Genomic DNA, 20,945 nt, shown 5'->3' with positions numbered 1-20,945 from the left:
CTTTGAAATCAGAGATGTACCCAAGAGGTGATCGCAGTGATAACACGTGAAGATGTCATGGAACAGCTTAGGGCAGGGCTTGAGCCGTTGCACTATGTGAACGCCATGTGGGTCGAAGGTGCCGATGCCACAGGTCGCCTAGACTGTTACTCCGATCTTGATATTTGCATAGACATTCTCGACGAGTTCGAGACGCAGGCGATTGAAAGTGTCGAACGGCTGCTTTCTGGTCTCGGGGCGGTGGAATACAAGTACGTTGTCAAGCATCAACATGCGAAGCTAAGGCAACGGATTTATCACCTCCGAGGCGTAGATGGGCACCTCGCTATCGACTTTGTGTGGCAGCTTCACAGCAGGCCGAAAGATGAGACTGTTTTTATAAGGGAAGATAAGGTCGAAGTCGCCCGGGTCATCTTTGACAAGGGCGACATCATAAGGTACAAGGAGGCAAATAGCCAAGACTACATGGCCATGAATCTAGCCTGTCTGGAGGAGTGCCTTCACCTTTACACCCAACATGCAAGGGTGTTGAAGCATGTGTACCGTGGCAACTATCTTGAAGCGTACGCATACTATAACAAGTACGTGCTTATGCCGCTTGTCACCCTGCTACGTCTAATCTATACGCCTTACCACCCTAATAACTATCTGGTGAACATTTCTCAGCACATTACCGAGCCAGAGTTAGGAAGGTCTGTATATGCTAATCTAGAATTGAGCCAAAAACGCCACTCGTGCTAATTGAAAAGTGAGCCACTCCGACCAATAACCCTGTATGCTTAGGTTGCGAAACTGAGCACAGGGGGGAATAAGGAGTGATCGAAGTGGTTCAATACGAGAGTATCAGAAAGTTGTGCGCGGAGAAAGGGCTGTCGGAACGTAGCATCGCTAGGCTTTTAAGGGTGTCAAGGAACACTGTCGCTAAGTACCGTGACGGAGAAGTGATCCCTAGGCAACGCGAACCCTTGGTAAGGGCGTCACCCGTAACCGGACCCATTAGAGAGCTAATCTTAGAGATTCTCGCCGAGGATCAAGCCGCACCGTCCAAACAGACGCACACTGCCAAACGCATCTATGAGCGCCTGTGCAAAGAGCACGGCTTTACCGGAGGAGACTCTACCGTCCGCGCTCTGGTGCGCGAACTAAGGGGAACAATTCAAGTGCATATACCGCTGCAGTTTGACCCAGGAGCAGCTGGGCAAGTAGACTGGGGCACAGCCTATGTGTATTTTGGCGACGTAAGGACTAGGGTCGAGCTCTTCTGTGTGCGCCTCTGCCACAGTGGCGGGATATTCGTTATGGCCTTTCCAACACAGCGGTACGAGTCGTTCTTTGAAGGGCACATCCAAGCGTTTGAGTTTTTCGGTGGCGTGCCAAAGACGATGATCTACGACAACTTACGCACCGCCGTCAAGGAAGGCTGGGGTAAGCACGTCAAGGAGCAGCAGACGCCCTTTAAGCTTCTTATGGCCCATTATGTCATTAGCGCGAGGTTCTGTAACCCCGGCAAGGGTAATGAGAAAGGTCTTGTGGAGAACTTAGTTGCACTGTGCCGGAGAAACGCAATGGTGCCTGTCCCCCGCGTAACGGGGTTTGAAGAGCTAAATGCCTTGTTATACGACTACTGCCTCCGCTATCTTGACCATAAGATTGACGGTCGAGCAGGCAAGGTTGGCGACCTACTCAGCGAGGAACAGAGACACATGACCCCGCTACCCAAGCGAGCGTTCGACCCCGCAGCGGTAGTCACGGCCAAAGCCAGCAGCAGCTCTCTTGTGCGCTACGACAACAGCTACTACTCCGTTCCCGCCAAATTCGCTGGCTTAGAAGTCACCGTTAGAGCCTATAGTCTGCGTATTGAAGTGTGGTACAAGCACGAGCAGGTGGCCATGCACAAGCGTTCGTATACGCAGAGCAGTGTAACCTACAAAATTGAGCACTACATACCCGTCCTAGAAAAGAAGAGCCGGGCGGTAAGGGACGCGGCGCCGGTGAAGCAAACCATAGATCAGCGCATACAGGCATATGGCACCAAGCTTACAGATAAGGACTACGTGGCCGTGCTCAAGCTGGCGGTAGACTATGGGCAGGAAGCTGTCGTTAACGCTGTTGCAGAGGCTTCACAACATGGACAGTACAGCTTTGAAGCAGCCCGCCTCTACTTATTGCAGGCGCAGGCCCCCCATCTGCCTGTACATGAGCCTATCAAGGTAGACCCGAAGTTTCCTGTCGTTAAGGCCGTAAACCTTGCGTCCTACGACGTCCTCTTGGCGGAGGTGGCCAATAATGACTGAGTATAAGAGCCTCATCCCCATCTACGCCAAGGAACTTAGGCTCCCGACCTTTACGCGGTACCCGCAAATAGTACGTGAGGCTGAGCAGGGACACTTCGGCTATGAAGAATTCCTCCTGCGCATGATGAAGGCCGAGCTAGCTAACCGCCAGGAAAACCAACGCAAGCAACGCATCCGTCAAGCCAAGCTTCCACTAGCCAAAGCCCTCGACACCTTCGAGTTTGGCAATTTGCCGAAACTCGACCCGGCCCTAATCTGGCATCTTGCTGAGTGCACCTTTATAGAAAACCGCGAGAACATTGTCTTCATAGGCAACCCCGGCACGGGGAAAACGCATCTTGCCATAGGGCTAGGCCTGATGGCCTGCAATAAAGGGTATCGGGTGCGGTTCTACACAGCTGCGGCGCTAGTTAACGAACTGATTGAGGCCAAGGAACACAAGCGCCTAACTCGCATGGAGAAACAGCTCTTACAGGTACAGCTCTTAATCCTTGATGAACTATCGTATCTCACGTTCAATCGGGGAAGTGCCGAGATGTTATTTCAGGCGTTGTCATCTCGCCACGAACGCGGTAGTACAATTATTACCACAAACCTCGCTTTTTCACAGTGGACAGAAATATTCGGGGAACCAATGCTCACGGCGGCTACGGTAGATCGCCTTACGCACAAATCGCATATCATCGACACCAACGCATCCTCCTACAGACTAAAGCAACGAGTGGCTAACGCACAAAATTTTATCGGCTAATTAGAACCTCAAAACATTCTTTACATTATTTCCCTTCCCCCCTATAGGGGGGAAGGGAAGAGAAGCACCAGTTACCCTATCCCACTACAGGAGGCGAACGAGGGAAACACCCATATGTTAACACCATTGCTTCCCATTGGTGGCTCAATTCTCGATTATCACTAGTGGCTCAATTCTCGACTATCACGTGGCTCACTTTTCGATTGTCATTCAGAGAGGTTAGAGTCGTTTGCAAAAATCTCTTGCCTTGCAGATATTGAACATAATGTTGCCTTGGCACAGGAATGGTTCAGGGAACTTGTGCAGGTGTTTCACGCTAAGAGGCCATTTTAGTGCCCGTGTTTCATTAAAGTTGACTTGTCACCCCAAAAGTTAACTACAAGTCGCTTGTAGGTTGACTTTGTTTCCTGTTAGGAGCAATAGTTGAATCATGCTCTCATAGGGCAGTCGCGCGCTTGCCCTTCTCGATGGCTAAGGCGATGACGACAAAGGCTGCGGCAAAGCCTAGTTGCACAGCTAGGGCAGATAGATAGCCCGATAAAGTTGCGGCACTAAAAGTAGTTACGGTCGCAATTATGGAGTTGGCGCGCACATACCAAAACGTAGGGGTAAAGCTTGCCACTCTGAGAACCGTTGGCCCCAAAAACTCTTGCGGCACGAACACGCCGCTGATAAAACTTGTCCCCAAGGCAGCAATGTTTGCCGCCGCCAAGACTACTTCCTTGTTATGGGTGAGATTGCCTAGCAGATAAGCCAGTCCCGCAGCGCTAAGGGTAAAGACTAGCGAGTTAAGAAGATACAACCAAGTGGCCGGGCTGGCTACGTCTTGATTGCCAAATGCTAGGCTGACTGCCACCAACACACCCCAGCTAGCTAGTGCGAAGACGAGGCAGGCGAGATAGCACTGCAGGCTTATAATGCGTGGGCTAACCGGCCCGCATTGGTTGCGTTGCTTTATTTTATCCCCACCGAAAGTGATAAAGATGGACGCGACGCCTATAGTGATGACGAAGAGTAGCGTGTAGGGCAAAAAGTTAAAGTACATACCCAGACGCGCGCGTCTTTGGGTAGCTACCGTAGGCGACGTCAGCTGCACCGCCGCAGACTGCGATAAGTCTTGGAGCGCAAAGGCTACCTGTTGCTCTAACGCAAGCCCGAACCCCCCGGCAGCGTCGGCATAGAGGCGCAATATACCTAAGTAGCGGTTGATGCGCAGATTGAGGTAGACCGCGCTGGCTGCACCCTCTACACTTGTCCGCTGCAGGCGCAAGGGGCCATTCTGCAGAAAGGACGCGGTAAACCCGGCCGGCACACGCAGAATATATTGGATGTTGCGGTAGAACAGCTCCTCTTGTAGCCTAAGCGTGTCGTCCGGAAGCTCTACGAAGTTCACCTGCGGCGCTAACGCCTCACGCAAGCCGGCTACCAACGCGGTTTCCTCGGCGGCAAAGAAAGCGATGTTCACTTTGTCTGGGACGAATGTGCTGCTCACCGTCGGCGGGCGGTAAATCATTGTCATCACTAGGGAGATAGCGACAAAAACCACGAAATAGATGGAAATGCCGGGGAGGTTACTCCTGACGATTTTTAGGCAAACCTTAAAGGCTGACATAGTCTCGCCTCCTTACCACATAATATGTGCCGCCGGCAAACAGCAAGATGAATACTGCTATCCCTAGCGTGCTGGCTATAAATCGCTCGTAGGTGTCAAAGTAGTAAAGTGCATAAAACGCATCAGTAATGCGGTGTGCCGGGTTGATTAGCGCGAGCCAGCGCGCTTGCCTTTCTACAATAAACTTCAGTTCGGCGACATTCATTCCCGCGAGACTTGCACCTGCCAAACTTACGCCCAGCAGAATGCCTTCTTTGAGGGCTACACTGCCCTTCACTAAAGAGGTAACGAATGCGCCAAAGGTAATGCTAAGCATGCTACACAGCAGGATTGTTCCTACCACCCACGGGGTGCGTGTGCCAAAGTCTAGCCCCAGCAAGTAGACTAGGAAAGCAAAGTAGAGTAGCAGCTTGCTAAACTGCAGCAATAGCGCTGCACTCATGCCGGCGGCGAGTACTTTGAGCTTGTGTAGCGGTGCCAGACTGGTTCGAGCAGCATGGTGCGAAAGGTTAGCCTCAAGTGCATTGATCTCTGCCATGCCTACATGCCCTCCCAGGAGGCAGGTCATGGCCAGCAAAGACAGGTAGGGAATCAACATAAAGTTAGGCGTGCCGCGCTTATTAAGGGGGAGGTCAGCTAAAAAATCGCGGGTCTCGGCCAGTACGGCGGTCAGTCTGCTGCCTGCGGTCGGGTCATGAGCGAGAATGCGCCCAACTGCTGCCGCGCTCTGCATGTAGCTGTCAACGAACAACTTCAGGATACTTGGCCCAATGCCGCTATGATTGACTGTAAGGAGCAGCGGTGTGTCTGTAGTAATTATCCCCTGCACTTTGCCTGCAGCGAGCAGCTGCAGCGCCTCATCCTTTGGGGTGCGAGTAAGGTTAAACAGCCTGTTTTCGCCGTCAGACAGTGCCTCAATTGCAGAGACGAATGCCGCGTTCTCGCTATTTTCCACAAGGGCTACATCGATAACGGCAAGTCGCTCGCCCTCACCGAGTCGCGAAAAAGCTAACGAAAACAGGCCCGCCAGCACAATGGGGAAGACAAGCGTCCAAAACATAGTGACTTTGTCATATAGGAGAATTTTCAGCCGGTATTTAAAGATGTGTGCCACACTTGTTCCTCCTAATCTCGTAGCTCTTTGCCGGTAATCTCAAGGAAAACGTCGTTGAGGGTAGGGCGCTCAGAGTAGATTCTGCCAAACCCGACCCTTTGCTGCTTCAGCCACTCTAAAATGCTTTCAATCCCGCTCGTGCCCTTAAGAGCCTTTACCGTAAGCAAACTGTCCGCGTAGTTTACCGAGAGGAGATTTGGCATGGTGCGCAGGGCGGCGAGCTGGCTTTCTGTCAATCCATGCACTTCCGCGGTTATCTTTTCTCCCAGCGAGATCATGTCTTTTAGCGCCTCTTTCGTGCCGCTGGCCACTACCTTGCCTTTGTCAAGTATGACTACCCGCGAGCAAATACGCTCAACTTCTTCCATGTAGTGCGAGGTATAGAGCACCGTCGTGCCTGCGCGGTTTAGCGATAGTATCCCTTCGAGGATGTTGTCTCGGCTCTGCGGATCTACCGCTACGGTCGGTTCATCGAGAATGATGAGTTTTGGTTTATGGGCGATGCCGCAGGCGATGTTGAGTCGACGCAATAAGCCACCGCTCAGTTTTTTAGGGTAGAATTTCCTAAAATCAGCCATGCCGACAAAGCTTAAGGCCTCCTCCACGAGTCGTCTTCTTTCTTTGGCGTCCCTAATGTATAGCCCGCAAAAGTAGTCGGTGTTCTCCTGTACCGTGAGCTCGTCGAAAACGGCCACATGTTGCATGACTACGCCGATGTTTCTTTTGACCGCGTAAGCGTCTGGGCGCATAGGTTGGCCAAACACACTAATTTCGCCTTTCTCGTACGTCAGCAAGGAAAGAATGCAGTTGATGGCCGTAGTCTTGCCGGAACCGTTAGGCCCAAGTAGCCCGAGCACTTCGCCTTCACGCACTTCGAGAGTTAAATGGTCAAGCGCAAGGAGTTCGCCGTAACGCTTAACGATATTCGTCGCTTTAATTATCAAGGTCTGTCCCTCCACTAAGCATTTTCGGTTCTATTGTAGAACGGGTGCCAGTCAAACGGCAGTGCTAGATGTAACCTTTGCACATGACAATTGTCACAATTTTGCTTGTTGGGGCTAGCTTGCGATGTTAAACTGAGGTCAAACAAGGCATGAAGGTGAGCTATGCAGGAACAACATCTATCCCACAGGTTGGTGCTCTTTCTCTGCTGCGCCTTAATTGGGCTGACGCAGCCGCAAGGAATTTGGCACATAGTGCCTATGCTCATCAGCGCCACTACGGTCGGCCTACTGGTGTTTTATAGCGACACGCGAGCGCAATTTTTGGTTGCCGGGTTATTCTTTGTCGGCTGCGTGCTGTACTTGCCTCTGTGCTCCTATATCCCCGCAGTGATCTACGAGGTCTACACCAAGGAACGCAGACTGTTACCGTTGGTAGCGCTCGTGCCGTTTGCTGCTGCTGCCCCTTTGGGCTACAGCTTTTTGCAGAACGTCGGCATGGTGTCTGCCCTAGCCACTATACTTAAGCACCGGACGTTAAGCTTTGCTAGCTTGCGAGCGCACTACCTATCATTGCTAGACACAACGCGCGCCATGGCCGCAGAGATTAAGCAGCAGAACAAGCTAGTGCTAGAGAGACAAGACGACGCTGTACGCATAGCGCGTCTTAGTGAACGCAACCGCATCGCTAGGGAAATCCACGACCATGTAGGGCATAGACTAGCTAGCGCGGTCTTGCAGATAGGAGCTATGCTAACACTGCAACCGGAGCAAAAATCCCTCGAGACGCTTAAGGTAACACTTGCTTCGGCCATGGACGACATTCGCACCAGTGTGCATGACTTGCACGAGTCGTCAATCGATTTTCTTGATCACCTTGAGCAGGCAGCCGCCGGCTTGTCGTGTTGCCAGGTGCAACGGAGCATCTACCTGCAGAGCGAGCCGCGCCTGGAGATAAAATATGCATTTATTGCTGTGGTCAAAGAAGCCTTCGCTAATGTCTCCAAGCACTCAGACGCTACCGTCGTGCGCCTCGCTCTTACCGAGCACACAACGTTCTACCAGCTAATTGTCGCTGACAACGGCAGCCGCCCTAGCGCTGACTACAGCAAGGGCATGGGGCTGCGAAGCATCGCCGCGCGCATTGAGTCGCTAAACGGACAATTTCTGGTGCGCACAACTCAAGGGTTTGAAATTTTTATCACTGTACCGAAGGAGGGCAACCGTGAAGCTAGTCGTAGTTGATGACGATCCGCTCGTCTGTCAATCGCTTAAGACCATCCTTGAGGCCAATCCGGAGTGCAGCGTAGTTGGGGTGGGACACGACGGCAACGAGGCTGTGGCGCTGTTCGCACAGCATTTGCCCGATGTTCTGCTGATGGACATCCGCATGCACCCGCAAAATGGGCTAGAGGCCGCGTCACTAATATTAACCGCGCATCCTGAGGCCAAGATTCTATTCTTAACTACCTTTGCTGATACCGAGTACCTAGTGCAGGCGTTGCGCATCGGTGCCAAAGGGTATATGTTAAAGCAGCACGTGGAAAGTATCGTACCTGCACTAAAGGCGGTTTGTTTAGGGCAAAGGGTATTTGGCGATGAGATAGTCACAAAACTACCCCCCCTGCTGCCTGAGAATAACAAGGGGGGGTTCCAGGATGGGCGGCTCACGGGAAAAGAGGCAGACATTTTGCGGTGCTTAGCACTAGGAATGTCTAACCGGGAGATTGCCGCCACACTATTTCTCAGTGAAGGCACCGTGCGCAACTATATCAGCGTCATGCTTGAGAAACTCGCACTTAGGGATCGCACACAACTCGCCATTTTCTACTATAAGCACATGTAGGAGGAAGCATGAAAGTGAGAAGGCAAGATCGCTTGGCGAGCAGGGAACTAGTGAATAATGGGTTGCTACACAATGAGTAATTATGTGGCAGCGGGAGGAAAGTAAATGCCACTATGGCTGATAGCTAGGATGGGAGTTTTACGGCGCAACAGAGCGTTGCTGGCAGTTCTGGCCATGCTTCTTTGCGTGCTTGTGTTTGGCTCGTTGGCATTTTACTACTTTGAGCGGGGCGGCGACCAAGTAACAGATATCTGGGACGCCGCCTATTGGGTAACTGTAACGATAACCACAGTAGGCTTCGGTGATATTACCCCAAAAACAGCCGGGGGAAGGATTACATTTGTCTTGGTTGCGCTAGGCGGAATTGGCACCATTGCCTACGTGATCGACGAGATTGTGTCCTCGTCTACCAGGCATCAATTAAGAAAAATGTTTGGGTCAGGGGCGGTAAGAATGAAGAAGCATACCATTATCGTGGGATGGAACACCAAATCCGAAGAGGCAATAAAAGAGCTGAAGAACTCACGTGAAGAATTCTTGGTCGTGGGGAGTGAATTAAACCAAGCACACCTAAATGCCGAGGGGATAACGTTTATTGCCGGAGACCCCACAAAAAGCGAGACGCTGAATAGATGCAACATTAAAGACGCTCGGACACTCATGATACCTTTAGAGAACGATTCAGAGACTATCTTGGTTGCTCTGGCGGCCCGAAGACTAAATAAGGGCATAACCATCGTTGCCACCTGTGACATGCGGGAGCACGTAGAGATGATGCGTGGAGCAGGGATCGACCACATAATATCTCACACAGAGCTTGGTGGAAGACTAATTGCTCGCGCGGTTGCTGAACCTGTAGTCGTGGATTTTATTATGGATGCTTCAGCTTCCGCCGAAGGAATTGTGATTAGACAGATAAAAGTGAGCGCGACGACTAGGTTGTCAGATGTACCGTTAAAGGATAACGAGAAGGTGATTGCCTGGCACAGAGATCAGCGCTTCCTTTTAGATTTTACTGGTGATCAGCTTTTAGAAAGCGGAGACCATCTGGTAATTATAGCTTCTTCGCAGTAGCTCTCCGGCTAAGCTTCCTAAAGAAGAAAAGTACATGGACCAACAGATTGCTGATTTCGTGTGGGGGCCATGGAAAGCGTGAGATAAGGTGGTATATCGGTGAACAGGATAATGCTACTCTCGATAATTGTCGGTTCCCTGACATTGTTTGCATTTACGCTGCTGTCGCTCAATGTCCTCTGGGTCAATGTCGGTGAAGATGGCGACATCGCTAACTTAGCCATTCTGCTAGCCTCTAACCATGTGTTTAGTGCCTTCTCGGCACTGATTTCGGGGTTTCTTGTCGACAGGCTGCAAAAGAAACAGGCCATCGTAGTCTGCCTGCTGGCTTGCGCGGCTTTAGCGATGACCTGGTTGCTGGCGGAAAAGTTCTTAGCTGTAGCTGTTGTCGTCTACCTAGCGATAAACTTCGCCTCCGACTTGTATGCGGACACGTTCACAGCACTAGTGGCGGAAAAACTCAGCGCCGCTAACTACGTAAAGCTAGATGCGATTGAACTCGTTACAGGTAGCGCAGTTTCCATAGGCAGCAGCTTGGTGTCGGCGGTTCTACTTATGCAGCTTAGTCAGCAGCATGTAATTTTGCTGGTTACCGCTATACTGGTTGCGTCAGCCATCATCTGTTACAAGCTGTTGCCGGAAAGCGCAGTAGAGTCGGTCGAGTCGAATGAAGACACTGATGTATACAGAACGGGAATCGGTGCAACGATCCGATCCGCGTGGGATTTTGCGCGAGAAAATGTCCTTACCGATAAGCGCATCATGTTGTACGCGGCTGTTTTGTTCGTGCTAAATCTCGACTATGCCTTTATACCGACGGCGCTGCCGTTCCTCATTATGTCACTTAACGAGACAACGTCCTTAGTGCTGGTCGTCATCATGCAATCCGGCAATGAGCTCGGCGAGTTTCTTGCTGCCTCTGTAATCATCAAGTACGGGCACTATGTGTCGCTCCTAACCAAGATAGGCTTAATCGGCAGTGCGCTGGTGTTTACGGTTCTCCCTCTGGTCTACACGTTCCCAATCGCAGCAACGGTGCTGTTTGTATTATACGGCGCTTTCGATACACTGACGCAGCCATACTATAGCCACTTTGTATCATCGCTAGACCACGCTAAGCGCGGCCGCATCCTTGGGATTGTTAGTTTTATGGTGCTCTTGGCATCGCCTTTAGGCATTATACTGGGCAATTGGTTAAGCTCTTATGGCATGGTAGCGCTAAGCATGGGGATTGTTACTGTCTTTCTTTTCTCGGTGATAGTCCTTTCGGCATCCAAGGACTTTGGCAGCATTGTACTCGCGCCTGGTGCACTAGATGAAGATGAAGATGGCGACGATTAAGCATTAGGCTCACCTAACCCGCAAGATAAAGGCAAAATGTCCGCCGCCGCGACCCTTTCCCTGCGAATACCCATCAAACGAGGCATGAATGCCGAAAATGTGCGTACCGCGCCTGGTGGGTGTAAAGGTGTGCCCATTGGGGATCTCTTGACTCTCCACTTCTTTGCCGAATCGCCAGCGGCTAAGGGTTATGCGCCTCGTAGGCTCGGGGAATAGGATTGTTACCGAGGTACCTAAGGGCACAGTGGCAGCTTTTAACTTAAGCCATCTGGCCAATTGCGGCGTATTCTTAAACATATCAGCCTCAATCCCGCGGCCGTCCTCCATCCAGCTGATCGTTCCTAGGCCTGCCTCGACCTTAATGTCTCCTGCGGTTATGAGGGGCATGGGTGGGCCAAAGGTGTCAGCAAGCTCTAGGTCGGGGCGAATCGCGCTTGTAGCCCAAAACAGGTACTCCCGTGCTAGGCTATAGTTTATGACCAAAAAACCAAACGTGAGAGCTGGCAGGCTAAGAACGAGCAACACAACCGCCAGTAACACTTTCCAGACCGTCAGTCTACGCGCCATGCGGACGCCCCCTTACCCTATCTATTTGCTCCATTGTATACCAAATTACCTCCAGTCGCTACGATTTTGCTCCAAGCTACCACAAAATCATGCAGGAACTTACCTTGCAGGTAGCAGGCCGGCACGTTATAATGTATAATAATGTGACGAAACGCACCGCAGAGCACAAAATTGTGTGATTAGGAGGCCCATATGGAGCGCTTTATTCTTGACGACCTACTTAAGTGGAAAGAGTCAAAGTATCGCAAGCCCTTGATCCTGCAGGGCGTGCGGCAGGTGGGGAAGACATGGGCGCTCAAAGAGTTTGGCAGAAGGCACTATAGCAGCATCGCCTACTTTAACTTCGAAGAAAATGAGGAATATCGGCAATTCTTTGTGGCCACCCGAGATGTCAACCGCATTTTGCAGAACCTTATGTTTGCCAGTGGTCAGACTTTGCTGCCGAAAGAAACCCTCGTCATTTTCGACGAGGTGCAGGGCTGCCCTGACGTGATTAACTCTCTCAAGTACTTCTGCGAAAACGCAAGCGAGTACCATGTCGCGTGCGCGGGCTCGCTGCTTGGCATTGCTTTGGCCAAGCCATCGTCATTTCCAGTTGGGAAAGTGGATTTCCTCAATCTTGTACCCATGTCTTTCTCCGAGTTTCTCGTTGCCAACGGCGACGGCAACTTTGTCGACTATCTGCGCAGCATTGAAATGCTCTCACCGATACCGGACGCTTTTTTCAATCCCTTGTATGAGAAGCTGAAGATGTATTTTGTTACAGGGGGGATGCCGGAATCGGTCAAGATGTGGACTGAAGAGCGCAGCACAGAGCTGATGCAGACGGTGCTGCATAACATCCTTAGCACATATGAAAGAGATTTTGCCAAACATGTAAGCCCGACAGAGTATCCGAAGATATCGGCTCTGTGGCGGTCTATCCCCTCGCAGCTTGCTAAGGAAAACAAGAAGTTCATCTATAGAGTGGCCAAGGAAGGTGCACGCGCGAGGGAGTATGAGGATGCGCTGCAGTGGCTTGTAGATGCACAGCTAGTACGCAAAGTTTACCGTAGCAGTGCGCCCGGACTTCCTATTTCCGCATACGATGACGTTTCCGCATTTAAGCTGTATCTCGTTGATGTAGGGTTACTACGCCGCCTGGCCCTGCTTGCGCCATCGGCCATTACAGAAGGGAACAGGCTATTTTCCGAGTATAAGGGCGCCCTTAGCGAAAATTATGTTCTCCAGGCTATTCTGCACCAGTTTGAAGCAACGCCGCGGTACTGGTCTGTTCTGAATCCATCCTATGAAGTGGACTTTCTCATTCAGAGAGAGAACGACATTTTGCCGGTTGAAGTTAAATCGGAGGCCAACGTATCTAGCGCGAGCCTGCGCAAGTATAAGGAAAGATTTGGCGAGAAAGTGAAGTTGCGGGTCCGATTTTCTCTCGACAATCTAAAGCTTGACGGCGACGTTTTGAACATTCCGCTCTTTATGGCAGACTGCGCGGATTCCCTAATCGAAAAGGCATTAGGGGCGAGGTGAGAGGCTGTCGCAGGACTAGGTGGAATTATCTTACCCGCAAGATAAAGGCGTAGTGTCCCCCGCCGCTACGATTCCCCTGTGCATCCCCATAAAACGAGGCGTGAATACCAAATATGTGCGTGCCGCGCCTAGTGGGTGTAAAGGAGTGCCCGTGATGAGGGGCAGCGGTGGCGAAAAGGGGTCATCAAGCTCTATGTCGGCACGAATCACGCTTGTAGCCCAATACCCCCTTACCCTATCTATTTGCTCCATTGTATACCAAATGGTAGGGTCACATCAACGGCAATATGCTGGCCTCGCGAATGTTTTTGAGCCCTAGGAGCTGCATAGTTAAGCGCTCTGCTCCGATGGCGAAGCCGCCGTGCGGCGGCATGCCGTAGCGAAACACCTGCAGATAGAACTCGTACTTTTCTCTGGGCAATCCACGTTCTTGCATGCTTGCAAGCAGAAGCGGCAAGGAGTGTTGGCGTAGGCCCCCGGTTGTTATTTCTTGCCCGCGGAAGATAAGGTCAAACGATTCGGTTTTTGTGTTGTCGGCGAATCCGGGCAGGGCATAGAACGGCCTAAGTGAGCGTGGATAGCTATGCAGGAACACTGCCGGCACCCCGTGTTCTTTTTCTGCCCACTGACAGATAAGGCGCTCGCCTTCGGGGTCGATGTTGCCATCTGCTGCTATCGGCTTGTCGTAAGTCCTTTCCAGTATGGCGAGAGCCTCACCAAGGGGCAGGCGCGGAAGGGAGGGAATGGTCTCTCTGCACTTAATGCTGTCGCCAAACTTACTGTGCATTAAGGGGAGCAGTGACTTGAGGAACGCCTCCTCCAAATCCATTAGGACATGCACGTCCTGGACAAAGCCCATCTCAATATCCAGGCTAATAAACTCATTCAGGTGGCGCGATGTCTTGTGCTCCTCCGCCCTAAACACGGGCCCCACCTCAAACACGCGTTCAAAACCAGACCCGACTAGTATCTGCTTAAAAAACTGCGGGCTTTGCGCTAGGTAGGCGGTGTTGCCGAAGTAGTTTATGCTAAAGAGCTGCGCGCCGCCTTCGGTGCCGGTGGCCACGATTTTTGGCGTGCTAACCCGCGTAAATCCCTGACCCGCAAAGTACTCCTCAAAGTGCGTCACAATCTGCTGCTGCACGCGGAATACCTGCTGAAAGTGAGGGTGCCGCAGGCTTAGCGGCCTAAATCGGTCGATGAGTTCAAGCCCTACTTCGAGCTCGGGCGCGTTAATAGGGAAGGGCAGGGTCTCCGCCGGGCCTAAGACGGCAAGGGTTTCGACCCGCACTTCCACCGGGAAGGCACGCGAGCGTGAAGCGACGACTTGGCCCCTTATCTCCACGGCACTTTCCAGTGAGGGGAGATGGTCGGCCGCCGGGCTGGCGAGCACGACTTGGCTTTCGCCGCTGCGGTCGGCCACGATGAGAAACGTCAGCTCTCTGCCGACAGAACGCGTGCGCCGTACCCAACCTTGCAGGGTGACCTGTTCGCCCACATGCTGTGAGAGACTTGCGGCAAGGACTCTTTTTGACATAATTGAGCACCTCCGAAAATAAAATAATCCCCTCTCGCCAGGGACGAGAGGGGATTACCCGTGGTGCCACCCTGATTGGCATCAACAAAGATGCCCGCTTAAATCTATAACGGGATTACCCGCCCCTAAGGGGACTCAGCGGCTGTCTTCGCTCATTCGCGTGCACATCGGCTTACACCTAACCCGACTCTCTTAAGTGCAGCTCACGAGGCCCTTCCGCATCGCAGTCTTTGCTGTATACTACTATGCCGCTGGGGATACGTCAAGGGACGTGGGGACGGAGGAGTGCGACATGAAGTCTAAGTTAGGGCAAAGGGCAATTTGCTGAAAATATAGTTGAAACAAGCGTTGTATTTTGTGCAGTTTGTGCCTATACTAATGGATAGGGGGGTGCTTTTGATGCGCATCGACAGCGAAGAAAACATTCTAAGTGTGTTGTCCTCATATAATCCGTGGTGGCTAAGTTCTACCGTGCCTAAAGAGTTGCTGCGTCGGGTCAAGCGTGTTGCTTACCATGAGGTTATGGCCGCGTTAGGCCGTCAAGACATACGTCGTATGGTCGTGATTTCTGGTGCAAGGCGCATCGGCAAAACCACGATGCTCTACCAAATGATTCAGGAGCTACTGGGGCAGGGGTTGGAGTCTCGAAAAATCCTCTACGTCTCGTTTGACCATCCGCTACTAAAACTCGTCCCCATGAATAGGATATTAGACGTCTACCAAAACAACATCTATGGGCACAGTGATGTCTACTATTTCTTTGACGAGCTGCAGTACGTTGCCGACTGGGACGCTTGGCTTAAAGTAATCTATGATACGCAACCTAACACCCGCGTCGTAGCGACTGGCTCGGCAAGTCCAGTGCTAGCCGACAAGGCAGGTGAAAGTGGCGTGGGACGCTGGAAGGTCATTTCTGTTCCGACTCTGTCGTTTTACGAGTACTGCGATATTTTGGGCTTGGCAGAACGGCCTGCCCTCGATCTCGGCGTAAGGCCGACGAACCTAAATGACCTCAGCCATCGCGACCAAGTTCACTTGATGACAAAGTTGCGGCCTGTGCAGAAACACTTTCATCGCTACCTACAGGTAGGAGGGTTCCCTGAGTTAGCCCTCGCCAGTGATGATTTGTATGCACAGCGCGTTCTCCGCGAAGATGTAGTAGAGAAAGTTCTTAAAAGCGATATTCCCTCGTTGTTCGCGGTGCGCAATTCCGCGGACCTAGAGAGGATATTTCTCTACCTGTGCTACCACTCATCTAGCATCATCAGCGTCGAGAGTATAGCTCGGGAGCTAAACGGCGTTTCAAGGCCCACTGTGGAAAAGTACATTGACCACTTAAGGACTGCTAATCTCATATATGTCAGTTCTCCGGTTAATGTTTCTGGCAAGAAGGCCTTGAAAGCACAGAACAAGGTCTACATTGCTGATGCAGCGATTCGGAATGCCGTGTTAATGCGGCAGGACCTCTTAGCGAACCCGATTGAGATGGGAGTTATGGTCGAGACGGCGGTCTACAAACACGTGCGGGCTTTCTACCACCACGAGGCGACGCAGGTCGGCTATTACCGCGAGCCCGGTGGTGCAGACAAGGAAATAGACATAGTAGTACAGTCTCCGTTGGAGAAGATTCTCATCGAGGTGAAGTACCGCGAAAGCTACGCGCTCGACCAGTCGCAGGCTATAGTCAGACAGGCGGCGAATGCTACGCGGGCTCTAGTTGTAACCAAGAAGGATGACGACTATGGTCCCGGTGCTAGTTCGCCCGCAAGCGTGTATCGTATTCCGGCTTATGCGTTCCTTTATCTGCTGGGGCATGCCGAGGCAGGGAAGTAGACCAAAGCTGTCGAACTTTTCGCGAAAGAGGGGGGATTGCATGCGTCACTTGACCGACGACGATTCTTCAAGCTCGGCTTTTGCCGGAAGCAACCAAGCAAGAGAGTTCCTTGCCACCTTGCGTGACGAGCGGTCGAGCCGCGGCAAGCCAAGCCGAAAGTTCGATGTGATCACGCAGTATATTGCTGCGCTCGAGGAAAAGGCCACTTGGCAAGATTTCTATAAGGAGTTCTATGCCTTCATCCAGCTAAACCCCGCTTACGAGCTACATGACTACCAGGCCATTCTCGAAAGGCACGGCTTAAAGTGGACCGAGGCGGCGATGAAGGCCGCCGACGTCGCCGCGCTTGATGAACAGACGGTTCTCGCTTTGATTCTCGGTGCCCATCGCGCGGAGCGCTTTGCCCCGGGCGTATTAGAGATGTTTATCAGCGAGGGCTATGTAGCAAAGTGGCTCATGCGACTAAAACAATTAGACGACGAAAGAAGGCATCCCCCCGCGCGGCCAATCTTAAAGCAGGTGAGACTCAGTCTGCAGCCGTTAGGTCATGGCAACACAAGCGAGCTAGTGCTGACCGAAGAGCAGCTAGCCATTAAGAGCAGGTCGCTTACGGGGGCCTGCGCCATGCATAACTATGAGTTTGACAGCGTGTCGAAATTTGGCGAGGTGGCACTAGATGTCATGGCAGAGTGCCTTGAAGCAGGGGGTTGGCAAGATTTACAGCACCTTAGCGAAGCCACCACTGCATTTTACCTTTACGAGTTGGAGGCAGAATACGAGTGCGGCAAAACTGCCCGACATCAGGGTGTATTCGACCGCGGTCATATCCCGGAGAAGCCGTTTACGCTGTTCGTAGAGGTTCTGCGCCTTATCATTCAGTCGTTTGGTTTTGGGGATGTAGTGGGGCTGTCTGGGTTTAGGTTTGCCCTTAAAAAGGGCGAGGTCAAGTATTGCGGTGTTCTGTTAGCAGACGGCGGCAAACTTTATCACTACCGCACCACGGATCTACGCATCGATGTCGGCGATGTAGTTATCGTGCCTGTCGGTCAAAACAACTTTGAGCGCGAAGGCGTCGTCGAGACGGTGGAGTTCTGCCGCTGGGACGACACGCCATATCCACTGGAAAAGACAAAGGAGATTATCCGCAGGGTCAGCGATGCGGTAGGGGCGTCACCCGGATTTCACTTGTTGGCCGCGACAGACGTTTCGTGCTAAATGTGTGCTACTCCGGCTTGTATATGTCGGGGTGAAATTCGTGCGGGCCGACGAAATCCGGCAGAATAAGCGCCTCCCTAAGATGAAACCACATGTCTGCTGTCACCAAACCTAGCCGCCACAGCGAGACGCCTTGTAGGCGAAAGCGGGCGGCTACTTCTATTTTCTCGCGGATGCTGTCTCCTGTTTCGCTGGGGGCGGATATAGCCAACACAAGCCTCTCGCGCGGGACATCGATTAGCGCCATTTCCACTGCCTGCACTACCCTATGTAGCGGCTCGGGGGTAGGCCCAAAGTCGTGCGCCATAACGATAATGCGGTCGGCCAGTTGGCCGAGGGCGGCGTAATCGTAGCCCCTAAAAGAGCTGTTGGGCGGATGAATGGTGAGCGTCAGGGTTTTTCCTGCCTCGCGCAGCGGTGGGGCAAGCAAAGCAACAAACCGGGTAAAGCTAGCACGAATCTGCTGCTGGGTTTCCCTTGTAGCGTAAAGACCCAGTTCTTCTAAGTTTAGATTCACACCGTCAAAATGGCCGGCCTCCTGCACTATGGCGTTAACAGCGCGGAGCATCGCCGCTTCGTCGCTAAGGAAAGCGGTAAGTAACCCGCTGCGGTTTGTCTCGTGGACGACCATTTCCATCCTCAGCCCAAACTCTCGTGCTGTCATAAGCACCGTTTCCCACCCCGCAGGTCGGCGCCAAGCCGTGCGCGGGCTCTGCGTCAGCAAATTCCCTTGCGCGTCTATTGTATACCAGCCAAGCGCAAGCTCGCTCACGACATCGGTATTGCCGGTAGCTGTAGCCGGGAACGGCACGCCAAACAAGTTAGTCCAGCTGCTCGTCCTCGCATCGCCAAGCGCATAGAAGCCTACTACGCCCATGGCGCGCCTAGGCGTAGCAGTTTCCGTTGTGCTCGTTTGCGCCGGTACTGGCAGCAGCGCAGCAAACAACGTTGCAGCTAACAGAAGCAGCATAAGCCGTGCAAGAATTGGACGTGTCATCATTACTAACTGTGCTCCTCCTTCGTATTATCCCAGGTAAAGTAAGCAAGCCCGCCGGGCAACCTAGTGGAAATGTCGCCGCCAAATGAGGCCTTCGAACTTTGCTCGTCTATGATGTTAAACAGCTCTAGGCGGGATAGCGAGATTTCCATGGGGTTTGCTCCTTCGGTAGTGCTTATTAGCAGTATACAGCATTTCGCGAACTATCACATTGACACCTTTCGATTTTAGGCGTAGAATCGTCATATCGAAGCTTTTAGATATGAGGGGTCAACGTGGAAGAGAGTCTGCAATACGTAAAGGTTTTTAAGGCGCTAGGGGATCCCAAGCGAGCCATGATCTTGGACATGCTCGCTTGCGGTGAGCTATGCGCCTGTATGATTTTAGGACGATTTGCCATGTCGCAATCTACATTATCCCATCATATGAAGTTGTTGTGCGGCTCAGGTCTTGTCAGAGGCCGTAGAGAGGGCAAATGGATGTACTACTCGCTCGACATAAAAACAATCAACCTAGCCAAGGAATACTTGTGCGCCATCGCCTCGAATAAGGCAAGTTGCGTTTGTGAGGAGACTGTAGGTCAGTGTAAAGAGTAAGGAGTTGGATGGACTTGAACAAGCAATGCAGTGTTCCTATTGTCTCGACCGCCCTTCACGCAAGCGACGTAATCGGCGCGTGGCGAGTGCGCTGGGGCCTAGGACGGATGAGTTACACGATTGCGCCGGGACTATACGCCGTCGGTACGCCCGATCACACGTCCAATGTGTTGGTCAGCGCGAACTACAAGTTGACATTTGATTCCCTGCGGAGGGAGCTTGTAGGATTGAGTTGTTGGCTGCTCATCCTAGACACCAAAGGTGTCAATGTCTGGTGTGCCGCCGGGAAGGGGACATTTGGCACTGATGAATTGGTTGCTCGCATCGCCAGCACTGGGCTCGCGGACATAGTGGCGCACAGGACATTGGTGCTGCCGCAGCTTGGCGCTCCGGGAGTGTGTGCGCATGAGGTGACCAGACGAACGGGGTTTGCCGTAGTATACGGCCCTGTCAGGGCCTGTGACATAAAGGCATTCCTTAGCGCTGGCCTTAAGGCTACAGACGGAATGCGTAGAGTCAATTTTACGATGTGGGATAGATTAGTTCTCACCCCAATAGAGCTGCTGCCTGCCCTCAAGGTTTCCGTCTTGGTGTTTGCTGTGGCGCTTCTTGTCAACTTCTTTGCCGTGCGGCCCTTTGTGCTACCAGACGCAATCATGTATATCGGCGCCGTGGTAACAGGAGCTGTTGTTACGCCGGTGCTGCTTCCCTTTATTCCCGGCAGGGCATTTGCTTGGAAGGGATGGTTGCTCGGTCTTGTATGGACGGCCGGGTGCGCTTGGCTAAACGGCTGGTCTGCTCCGGATTCCGCCGTTCGCGCCCTCGGCTACATGTTGCTTCTACCATCGCTGTCCGCTTTTTTGGCCATGAACTTTACCGGTTCGTCGACGTACACGTCATTCTCCGGCGTCATTAAGGAGATGAAACTAGCGGTGCCGCTGATAGCTGTTTCAGCGGTTGTCGGTATTCTGCTGATATTGGTCAACAGCTTTACAATTCGATAGGGGGCGCCTATGAAACACAGGTACTTAGCGAACGTCGCAACACTTTTCTTAGATGACGAAAAATGCTCTGGGTGCGGAAGGTGCGCAGAAGTTTGTCCGCACAGGGTTTTCAGATTGATAGGTCGTAGGGCAGAGATAGTTGACAAAGACGGGTGCATGGAATGCGGCGCCTGTGCTAAAAACTGTCCGGCGGATGCCATATCGGTTGCTGTGGGAGTTGGCTGTGCTTATGCGGTGATTATGGGGTGGCTTACAGGTGGCAAACCGAGTTGCGATTGCGGAGGAGAGTGAGTCCCAATGAAGAGGATTTTGTTTGTCTGTGTGGAAAATTCTAACCGTAGCCAGATGGCGGAAGCATTTACGCGCATACATGGCGGGAACGGGGTAGAAGTGTACAGCGCAGGCTCGCGCCCTTCTGGCATTATTAACCCTAAGGCCATCGCCGCCATGCAGGAACTTGGGTATGACCTAACCACCCATTTTTCAAAGTCACTGGCCGACATCCCGAACATCGAGTTCGACTTTGTGGCGACCATGGGCTGCGGTGACGACTGCCCGCTAGTCCGTGCAAAGCAGCGCGAAGACTGGAGCATCCCCGACCCAAAGCACATGTCGCCGGAAGAATTCCGCCACGTGCGCGACCTAATCGAGCGCCACGTCAGGCAAATGCTGACCTGAAGCAAAAGGGACGGAGC

The 20,945-nt window shown here is 52.3% G+C and carries 21 protein-coding genes; 14 read left to right on the top strand and 7 right to left on the bottom strand.

Going from position 1 to position 20,945, the window contains the following annotated elements; all coding sequences use genetic code 11:
- The first annotated feature begins 36 nt into the window (after positions 1-36).
- From KGZ66_07765 to istB, 3 genes are all read left to right on the top strand, one after another.
- Positions 37-741: a hypothetical protein gene (locus KGZ66_07765; GenBank protein MBS3985487.1), complete on the top strand. Its 705-nt coding sequence runs from the start codon at positions 37-39 to the stop codon at positions 739-741.
- Between the two features lie 74 nt (positions 742-815).
- Positions 816-2,294: an IS21 family transposase gene (gene istA, locus KGZ66_07760; GenBank protein MBS3985486.1), complete on the top strand. Its 1,479-nt coding sequence runs from the start codon at positions 816-818 to the stop codon at positions 2,292-2,294.
- A complete protein-coding gene (istB, locus tag KGZ66_07755) occupies positions 2,287-3,045 on the top strand; it encodes an IS21-like element helper ATPase IstB (GenBank protein MBS3985485.1) in 759 nt (252 codons plus the stop codon). Before istA ends, istB begins: the two co-directional genes overlap by 8 nt.
- A gap of 436 nt (positions 3,046-3,481) precedes the next feature.
- Here istB and KGZ66_07750 read toward each other — a convergent pair whose 3' ends face one another.
- From KGZ66_07750 to KGZ66_07740, 3 genes are read right to left on the bottom strand one after another with little or no spacing between them, the layout of a single operon-like run.
- A complete protein-coding gene (locus tag KGZ66_07750; protein ID MBS3985484.1) occupies positions 3,482-4,657 on the bottom strand; it encodes an ABC transporter permease in 1,176 nt (391 codons plus the stop codon).
- The gene (locus KGZ66_07745; GenBank protein MBS3985483.1) at positions 4,644-5,771 is read right to left on the bottom strand and encodes an ABC transporter permease; all 1,128 of its coding nucleotides are present in this window, start codon (positions 5,769-5,771) and stop codon (positions 4,644-4,646) included. The genes KGZ66_07750 and KGZ66_07745 overlap by 14 nt, the downstream gene beginning before the upstream one ends.
- Positions 5,772-5,782: 11 nt before the next feature.
- Positions 5,783-6,715, bottom strand: a complete 933-nt coding sequence (locus tag KGZ66_07740; GenBank protein MBS3985482.1) for an ABC transporter ATP-binding protein — start codon at positions 6,713-6,715, stop codon at positions 5,783-5,785.
- 162 nt (positions 6,716-6,877) lie between these two features.
- Between KGZ66_07740 and KGZ66_07735 the strand changes: the two genes are divergently transcribed.
- The 4 genes from KGZ66_07735 (at position 6,878) to KGZ66_07720 (ending at position 10,973) form a co-directional block, all read left to right on the top strand.
- The gene (locus tag KGZ66_07735) at positions 6,878-7,957 is read left to right on the top strand and encodes a hypothetical protein (protein ID MBS3985481.1); all 1,080 of its coding nucleotides are present in this window, start codon (positions 6,878-6,880) and stop codon (positions 7,955-7,957) included.
- Complete coding sequence (locus KGZ66_07730; protein ID MBS3985480.1) at positions 7,938-8,558, top strand: response regulator transcription factor; 621 nt, start codon at positions 7,938-7,940, stop codon at positions 8,556-8,558. Before KGZ66_07735 ends, KGZ66_07730 begins: the two co-directional genes overlap by 20 nt.
- A 105-nt stretch (positions 8,559-8,663) precedes the next feature.
- Positions 8,664-9,632, top strand: a complete 969-nt coding sequence (locus KGZ66_07725; GenBank protein MBS3985479.1) for an NAD-binding protein — start codon at positions 8,664-8,666, stop codon at positions 9,630-9,632.
- A gap of 99 nt (positions 9,633-9,731) precedes the next feature.
- Entirely contained in the window at positions 9,732-10,973 is a 1,242-nt protein-coding gene (locus tag KGZ66_07720; GenBank protein MBS3985478.1) for an MFS transporter, read from the top strand.
- A 9-nt stretch (positions 10,974-10,982) separates the two neighbouring features.
- Here the strand turns inward: KGZ66_07720 and KGZ66_07715 are convergent, their stop codons facing one another.
- Positions 10,983-11,540 carry a hypothetical protein gene (locus tag KGZ66_07715; protein ID MBS3985477.1) on the bottom strand — a complete coding sequence of 186 codons (558 nt, stop codon included), beginning with the start codon at positions 11,538-11,540 and terminating at the stop codon, positions 10,983-10,985.
- 192 nt (positions 11,541-11,732) lie between these two features.
- Between KGZ66_07715 and KGZ66_07710 the strand changes: the two genes are divergently transcribed.
- On the top strand, positions 11,733-13,067 hold the full coding sequence (locus KGZ66_07710; GenBank protein ID MBS3985476.1) for an ATP-binding protein: 1,335 nt from the start codon (positions 11,733-11,735) through the stop codon (positions 13,065-13,067).
- Between the two features lie 271 nt (positions 13,068-13,338).
- Here KGZ66_07710 and aspS read toward each other — a convergent pair whose 3' ends face one another.
- Positions 13,339-14,604 (bottom strand): aspartate--tRNA(Asn) ligase, encoded by a 1,266-nt coding sequence (gene aspS, locus KGZ66_07705; GenBank protein ID MBS3985475.1) that lies wholly within the window; start codon positions 14,602-14,604, stop codon positions 13,339-13,341.
- Between the two features lie 399 nt (positions 14,605-15,003).
- On the opposite strand from aspS, the gene KGZ66_07700 reads away from it, so the two are divergent.
- The gene (locus KGZ66_07700) at positions 15,004-16,437 is read left to right on the top strand and encodes an ATP-binding protein (GenBank protein ID MBS3985474.1); all 1,434 of its coding nucleotides are present in this window, start codon (positions 15,004-15,006) and stop codon (positions 16,435-16,437) included.
- A gap of 40 nt (positions 16,438-16,477) precedes the next feature.
- A complete protein-coding gene (locus KGZ66_07695) occupies positions 16,478-17,653 on the top strand; it encodes a hypothetical protein (GenBank protein MBS3985473.1) in 1,176 nt (391 codons plus the stop codon).
- Positions 17,654-17,660: 7 nt separating this feature from the next.
- Here the strand turns inward: KGZ66_07695 and KGZ66_07690 are convergent, their stop codons facing one another.
- Together KGZ66_07690 and KGZ66_07685 are read right to left on the bottom strand one after the other, a co-directional pair.
- Positions 17,661-18,653: a hypothetical protein gene (locus tag KGZ66_07690; GenBank protein ID MBS3985472.1), complete on the bottom strand. Its 993-nt coding sequence runs from the start codon at positions 18,651-18,653 to the stop codon at positions 17,661-17,663.
- Positions 18,654-18,655: 2 nt separating this feature from the next.
- Entirely contained in the window at positions 18,656-18,802 is a 147-nt protein-coding gene (locus KGZ66_07685) for a hypothetical protein (GenBank protein MBS3985471.1), read from the bottom strand.
- A gap of 123 nt (positions 18,803-18,925) precedes the next feature.
- On the opposite strand from KGZ66_07685, the gene KGZ66_07680 reads away from it, so the two are divergent.
- From KGZ66_07680 to KGZ66_07665, 4 genes are read left to right on the top strand one after another with little or no spacing between them, the layout of a single operon-like run.
- Positions 18,926-19,246, top strand: a complete 321-nt coding sequence (locus tag KGZ66_07680) for a winged helix-turn-helix transcriptional regulator (GenBank protein ID MBS3985470.1) — start codon at positions 18,926-18,928, stop codon at positions 19,244-19,246.
- Between the two features lie 14 nt (positions 19,247-19,260).
- Positions 19,261-20,250 carry an acetyl-CoA synthase subunit gamma gene (locus KGZ66_07675; GenBank protein MBS3985469.1) on the top strand — a complete coding sequence of 330 codons (990 nt, stop codon included), beginning with the start codon at positions 19,261-19,263 and terminating at the stop codon, positions 20,248-20,250.
- A 9-nt stretch (positions 20,251-20,259) separates the two neighbouring features.
- Positions 20,260-20,541 (top strand): 4Fe-4S binding protein, encoded by a 282-nt coding sequence (locus KGZ66_07670; protein ID MBS3985468.1) that lies wholly within the window; start codon positions 20,260-20,262, stop codon positions 20,539-20,541.
- Positions 20,542-20,547: 6 nt separating this feature from the next.
- Entirely contained in the window at positions 20,548-20,928 is a 381-nt protein-coding gene (locus tag KGZ66_07665) for an arsenate reductase ArsC (GenBank protein MBS3985467.1), read from the top strand.
- Positions 20,929-20,945: the final 17 nt, after the last annotated feature.

This window comes from Selenomonadales bacterium (assembly GCA_018335585.1).
Lineage (GTDB): Bacteria > Bacillota > UBA994 > UBA994 > UBA994 > UBA994.
The sequence above is the reverse complement of the archived record's forward strand: the minus strand, read 5'-3'. Positions and strand labels throughout refer to the sequence as shown.

Coding starts and splice junctions, on each gene's coding strand:
- istB (MBS3985485.1), top strand. CDS start 2,287: ATGACTGAGTATAAGAGCCTCATCCCCATCTACGCCAAGGAACTTAGG.
- KGZ66_07750 (MBS3985484.1), bottom strand. CDS start 4,657: ATGTCAGCCTTTAAGGTTTGCCTAAAAATCGTCAGGAGTAACCTCCCC.
- KGZ66_07735 (MBS3985481.1), top strand. CDS start 6,878: ATGCAGGAACAACATCTATCCCACAGGTTGGTGCTCTTTCTCTGCTGC.
- KGZ66_07725 (MBS3985479.1), top strand. CDS start 8,664: ATGCCACTATGGCTGATAGCTAGGATGGGAGTTTTACGGCGCAACAGA.
- KGZ66_07715 (MBS3985477.1), bottom strand. CDS start 11,540: ATGGCGCGTAGACTGACGGTCTGGAAAGTGTTACTGGCGGTTGTGTTG.
- KGZ66_07710 (MBS3985476.1), top strand. CDS start 11,733: ATGGAGCGCTTTATTCTTGACGACCTACTTAAGTGGAAAGAGTCAAAG.
- aspS (MBS3985475.1), bottom strand. CDS start 14,604: ATGTCAAAAAGAGTCCTTGCCGCAAGTCTCTCACAGCATGTGGGCGAA.
- KGZ66_07700 (MBS3985474.1), top strand. CDS start 15,004: ATGCGCATCGACAGCGAAGAAAACATTCTAAGTGTGTTGTCCTCATAT.
- KGZ66_07695 (MBS3985473.1), top strand. CDS start 16,478: ATGCGTCACTTGACCGACGACGATTCTTCAAGCTCGGCTTTTGCCGGA.
- KGZ66_07690 (MBS3985472.1), bottom strand. CDS start 18,653: ATGATGACACGTCCAATTCTTGCACGGCTTATGCTGCTTCTGTTAGCT.
- KGZ66_07685 (MBS3985471.1), bottom strand. CDS start 18,802: ATGGAAATCTCGCTATCCCGCCTAGAGCTGTTTAACATCATAGACGAG.
- KGZ66_07670 (MBS3985468.1), top strand. CDS start 20,260: ATGAAACACAGGTACTTAGCGAACGTCGCAACACTTTTCTTAGATGAC.
- KGZ66_07665 (MBS3985467.1), top strand. CDS start 20,548: ATGAAGAGGATTTTGTTTGTCTGTGTGGAAAATTCTAACCGTAGCCAG.